Origin of the sequence: Mycobacterium sp., assembly GCF_040509115.1 — a bacterium.
Lineage (GTDB): Bacteria > Actinomycetota > Actinomycetes > Mycobacteriales > Mycobacteriaceae > Mycobacterium.
Genome location: NZ_JBEVLO010000169.1, coordinates 1 through 5,024, shown reverse-complemented (window position 1 = coordinate 5,024; position 5,024 = coordinate 1). Strand labels below are relative to the sequence as shown.

Below are 5,024 nucleotides of genomic sequence, written 5' to 3'. Positions count from 1 at the left end.
GTGATCGAGGCCACCCTGGAGGATCCACGGCAAATCCTGAGCGCTCAGCTGAAGGCAGCCAGGGGTGAGGCCATCGCCGCGATGAAGGCCGAGGGCATCGAATACGACGAGCGGATCGCGCTGCTCGACGAGATCACCTATCCCAAGCCGCTCGACGAGGTTCTCGGGCACGTGTTCGACGTGTACCTGCAGAGCAACCCGTGGGCAGCCGACGGGCATCTGTCGCCGAAGGCGATCGTGCGCGAGATGTGGGAGCGGGCGTTCACCTTCCGGGAGTTCGTCAGCGTCTACGGGTTGACCCGCTCCGAGGGTGCCGTGCTGCGCTATCTGTCCGACGCGTTCAAGGCGCTGCGCTCTGGTGTGCCCGCCGCCGCGCGCACCGAGGAGGTCACCGACATCGTCGAATGGCTCGGCGAGCTTGTCCGCCAGGTGGATTCGAGCCTGCTCGACGAGTGGGAGCAGCTGACAAGTCCGGACCAACGGGGTGGCGTTCCGGAGCTGCCCGCGGTGCCTGCCCGCCCGCGCCCGCTGACGGGCAACGAGCGGGCCTTCACCGCGATGGTCCGCAACGCACTGTTCCGCCGGGTGGAATTGTTCGCCCGCCGCCGCTGGTATGACCTGGGGCAGCTCGACGCCGGCTCGGGCTGGACGACCGAACGGTGGGCAGACGCCGGGGCCGACTACTTCGACGAGCACGACGACGTCGGCACCGGCGCCGACGCGCGCGGCCCCGCCCTATTGATCATCGATCGACAGCCCGACGTGTGGCGGGTACGCCAAGTGCTGGACGACCCGGCCGGTGACCGTGACTGGGGCTTCGACGTCGAGGTGGACCTGCAGGCGTCCGACGAAGAGGGCGCGGCGGTGCTACGCGTGGTCGACGTCGGACGCCTCGACTAGCGCAGCCCGCGAACGAAATCCGCTACGGCCAGCCCGATTTCATCGGGACTGTCCTCCTGGACGTAGTGCTCCCCGGACACGGTCACCTCGGTCTGGTTCGGCCACGACCGGAACCCCTGAAACATCTCGCGGGCGTCGTCGGGGAAGTGTGACCACTCCATCGACGTCGCGACCGCCTCCAGGTGCGCGATACCCTGGACACGGCTCGAATGGCCACGCGCCCAGTCGAATCCGAGTGCCGACCCCCAATCGTGCACGACGCGTATCACGCGGTCACCGAGTTCCAGCGCGTCCCTTAGCGCGAACTGCGCAACTGGATCCGCAAACAACAGGTCGACGACGGGCAGCGTGACGGACTCACCAGCGAGGCCGCCGCGGAGATCAAGGCGCGACCATTGAACTCGTGCGAGCACGTCCGCACGTCTATCCTCACGTGGTGCGGGTCGACATCGTGGTGACACTGGCCATGCTCCAGGCCTGGTCGCCGACGGTTTGTTGCACACGGCACGACCCGTCCTCGACGAGGACGATCTTGGGGACGAGGACGCCTGGCTCACCGTCGGCGATGCGCAGCACCACGACCTGGCGTGTTACGCGCCCCAGGAACTCCCGTCCGTTCGCGAGTTGCTGTGTTCGTCACGAGCATCCAACCGGAAAGGGTGTCGATGAGAAGTCTGCGCCTGGCCGCAATACTCACACTCATTCTGGCCAGCGTTGGATGCGCTGGCGGTGATGGCGACACTGAGTCGACGAGTGCGTCATCGCCGGAGACGTCACCGTCACTGTTACCGACGCCGGTTCCCGACACGGATCCACGAGTGCGCTCGACAGAGTTCCGCAACGTTCGGATCTTCGACGGCCACAGTGATCAGCTCTCGGCGCCGTCCAACGTGCGGGTGAAGGGCAACCGGATCGAGCGGATTTCCACCGAGCCGCTTCCTGCCGATGGAACCACGACGGTCATCGACGGCGGTGGACGCACCCTGATGCCCGGGCTCATCGACAACCACTGGCACACAATGTTTGTGCGGCCCTCACCGGCCGAAGCGATGGCATCCGACCCGGGTTACGTCAATCTGGTTGCTGGCGCCGAGGCGGGTGACACGTTGATGCGCGGGTTCACTACCGTGCGTGACCTCGGCGGTCCCAGCTTCGACCTCAAGCGCGCGATCGACGGCGGCGTGATCGACGGCCCCCGCATCTTCCCGTCGGGCGCCATGATCACCGTGACCAGTGGCCACGGTGACTTTCGCACGGCCGCAGACCTTCCGCGAAACCCCGGGGGGCCTCCGTCCCGCCAGGAGGAGCTCGGTGCGGCCATGGTCGCCGACAGCCCCGACGAAGTACGGCTGCGCACCCGCGAGCAGCTTGCTCAGGGCGCGTCGCAGATCAAACTGACTGCGGGCGGCGGTGTTTCCTCGCCACACAGTCCGCTTGACGTGGTGACGTTCACCGAACCCGAGTTGCGGGCCGCTACCGAGGCGGCGGGCAACTGGGGCACCTACGTCACGGTGCACGCCTATACCCCGGACACCATCGCGCAGGCGATCCGCGCTGGCGTGCGGTGCATTGAGCACGGACACCTGATGGATGATGCGACGGCCAAGGTGATGGCTGAGAATGACATCTGGCTGAGCACCCAACCGCTGCCCGAGGAGATGATCGGGGCCTTCCCACCCGGGTCCGACGAAGCGGCCAAGGCGAAGGAAGTGATCGACGGCGTCGACAATGTGTACCGGCTGGCCCGCAAGTACGGCATCAAGACGGCATTCGGCACCGACATCCTCTTCTCGCCGCAATTGGCTCCGAAACAGGGCGCGCTGCTGGCGCAGCTCGGTCGCTGGTACTCGCCGGCCGAAGTGCTGGCCATGGCCACCGGTACCAATGCCGAGCTGCTCGCGATGTCAGGCAAGCGCAGCCCGTACTCCGGCAAGCTGGGCGTGGTGGAGGAAGGCGCACTGGCTGACCTGGTGTTGGTGAACGGGGACCCGTTGCGCAACCTGGGGTTGATCGCCGACCCCTGGCGCAACTTCACCGTCATCATGAAGGACGGCAGGGTGTACAAGAACACGCTGGTGTCGTGAGGGTAGTTTCGCGCCAAGGCTCGCTACGACATCGGTAATGCCCCACGGCCGAAACTCCATAGCGCCACCGTGACACCCTGCGCCGCGAACTTGTTTGGTGCCGTGACGATCCCTCCATTGGTTCGCCTTGACCTCGATCGCGGTGTGGGGAAGCTGTCGTTGGACGACTGGCCCACGTTGACGACTAGCCCATGTTGACGACTAGCCCATGTTGACGTGGTCGGCGATCGTCGCTGGCGGTGTCCTTGGACTACCTACGGGCGTGTCGTGGCGTACGACGGCCTTCCGTTGATCACCCGGTGCCGAAGACGCCGGTACGGCTGTGCGCCCGCCATGGTCACATCACCTGTTCGGTCGGCTGCAGCACCGCGTCGACGAGAGCTTCGGCGCGCAGGTGCTCGAAACGTTGGTAGTCGGGATCGTTGACCATGTCGGCGAAGTGTCGCCGACTCGGGTAGCGCACCAGCGCCACCATGTCCCAGTCCTGACCGGCAGGGGCGACGAGTGGCGCGCTGCCCGCGCCGCCGTAGACGATCTCGACCCCGTAGCGTTCCTGCACGCCCGACGACGAGAACTGCGCGATGTACTCCTGGTACTTGGCTGCGCCGCCGTCGGGCGCGAAGCGCAGCAGATTCAACATCACCACCGGTCCCCCCGGATCCGCGGCGAGGAACGGCGCGAGTGCTGTGGCATCCAACGTGGTCATCTTCCACTCCCTAATCTCAGATACTTGCTATCCGTCACACAACATAGATGAGGGGTCCGACAAGTCCGTTCCGTGTCGCAGGCGCACGATGAGAGAATCGCAGCATGTCGACCGGGAAACACCAGGTAGCACCGGTGCGACGGACACAATCCGAGCGGCGCGCGGAAACCCGGCGCCGTGTCCTGGACGCCGCGACGGCACTCGTCGCGCAGCATGGTTCCCGCGCGGTGTCACTCGCCGACGTCGGGAACGCCGCCGGCTACAGCCGGGGCATCGTCAACCATCACTTCGGGAGCAAGGCCCGCCTCCTCGAGGCGCTGATCGAGCACACCCAGAACTTCGACGTTCCCACCGACGCACCGAACGGGCTGGGTCGATTGACGGCGATCATCGAGACGTACCTGGGCACCGTGCGTCAGCGCTCGCCAAGCTCCGAGGCGTTCCTCAAGCTGTGGACCGAGTCCGCAGGCGCAGAGCCGAGCCTGCAAGCGATGTTCGTCGAGCGCGACGCGTGGTTTCGGCGTCTGCTGGTCGAGCACGTCCGCGATGGGATCGCCGACGGCTCGATCCGCGACGACGTCGACCCCGCCAGCACGGCGCTGATGATCGTCGGGACCCTTCGCGGCACCGCCATGCTCCTGATGTCCACCGCACGCGACGTTCCCGCCGCCGCGTTGTCACTCGACGTCGGCGACGTCATCACGCGCGGGCTCTCGACCCGCGCCAGAGCCGAGCAGGGCGAGAGCGGCGATGGCTGACCTCGAGCTGATCGGGGTGCCGTTCGACGGTTACGGCCGACTGGGCCACCAAGCGCGCGCCCCGATGGCACTGCGTGCCGCCGGACTCCCACATGCGCTGCGCAGCCACGTGATTGAATCCGCCTCGGACCTGGAACTGCCCGCCCCCGACCCGACCCGCGGGCCGGCGACCACGTTCGTCAACGAGGCGGCGCTGCTGGCCATGACCGACGCGCTCAACGCCCGGGTGGGCCGCGCGATCGCCGCGAGGAGATTCCCGGTGGTATACGGCGGTGACTGCGCAACGCTGCTCGGCATCGTGACCGGACTGCGCGACCACGTGCCGGGCACGGGGCTGATCTTCGTCGACGGCCACGAGGACACGATGCCGCTGGACGTGTCCGAGGACGGCGAGGCGGCCAACGCGGAGATCGGTCTGCTGCTGGGCATCACCGGCCGAACGTTGCGCGGGCCGTTGGCGTCTCGGCTACCCGCGTTGAGCCGCGATCAGATCGCCGTCATCGGCCCCCGCGACGAGGCGTGGCGTCGGCAGTTCAACGTCGGCACCCTCGCCGACACCGGAGTGTGGTTGGCGCC

6 protein-coding genes and 2 pseudogenes are annotated in these 5,024 nt (G+C 67.0%); 5 read left to right on the top strand and 3 right to left on the bottom strand.

Translation table 11 applies throughout. The features are described from left to right. The coding region (locus tag ABW137_RS12425) for a DUF3516 domain-containing protein (RefSeq protein WP_526400281.1) at nucleotides 1-900 on the top strand (900 nt) is incomplete at its 5' end. On the opposite strand, the pseudogene ABW137_RS12420 reads toward ABW137_RS12425, so the two are convergent. Both ABW137_RS12420 and ABW137_RS12415 read right to left on the bottom strand, forming a co-directional pair. Continuing rightward, nucleotides 897-1,205: pseudogene (locus ABW137_RS12420) on the bottom strand (hypothetical protein); the annotation flags it as partial. The gene ABW137_RS12425 and the pseudogene ABW137_RS12420 overlap by 4 nt on opposite strands. A 124-nt stretch (nucleotides 1,206-1,329) precedes the next feature. Beyond that, complete coding sequence (locus ABW137_RS12415) at nucleotides 1,330-1,479, bottom strand: hypothetical protein (protein ID WP_526400283.1); 150 nt, start codon at nucleotides 1,477-1,479, stop codon at nucleotides 1,330-1,332. Between ABW137_RS12415 and ABW137_RS12410 the strand changes: the two are divergent. After that, nucleotides 1,411-1,569 (top strand): annotated as a pseudogene (locus ABW137_RS12410) (DUF6912 family protein); the annotation flags it as partial. The gene ABW137_RS12415 and the pseudogene ABW137_RS12410 sit on opposite strands and share 69 nt — an antisense overlap. Before the next feature lie 149 nt (nucleotides 1,570-1,718). Further along, the gene (locus ABW137_RS12405; protein ID WP_526400279.1) at nucleotides 1,719-2,984 is read left to right on the top strand and encodes a metal-dependent hydrolase family protein; all 1,266 of its coding nucleotides are present in this window, start codon (nucleotides 1,719-1,721) and stop codon (nucleotides 2,982-2,984) included. Between the two features lie 337 nt (nucleotides 2,985-3,321). On the opposite strand, the gene ABW137_RS12400 is transcribed toward ABW137_RS12405, so the two are convergent. After that, complete coding sequence (locus ABW137_RS12400) at nucleotides 3,322-3,690, bottom strand: DUF1330 domain-containing protein (RefSeq protein WP_526400277.1); 369 nt, start codon at nucleotides 3,688-3,690, stop codon at nucleotides 3,322-3,324. A 104-nt stretch (nucleotides 3,691-3,794) separates the two neighbouring features. Between ABW137_RS12400 and ABW137_RS12395 the strand changes: the two genes are divergently transcribed. Together ABW137_RS12395 and ABW137_RS12390 are read left to right on the top strand one after the other, a co-directional pair. Continuing rightward, on the top strand, nucleotides 3,795-4,448 hold the full coding sequence (locus tag ABW137_RS12395; protein ID WP_526400275.1) for a TetR/AcrR family transcriptional regulator: 654 nt from the start codon (nucleotides 3,795-3,797) through the stop codon (nucleotides 4,446-4,448). Next, the coding region (locus tag ABW137_RS12390) for an arginase family protein (protein WP_526400274.1) at nucleotides 4,441-5,024 on the top strand (584 nt) is incomplete at its 3' end. The genes ABW137_RS12395 and ABW137_RS12390, both read left to right, overlap by 8 nt.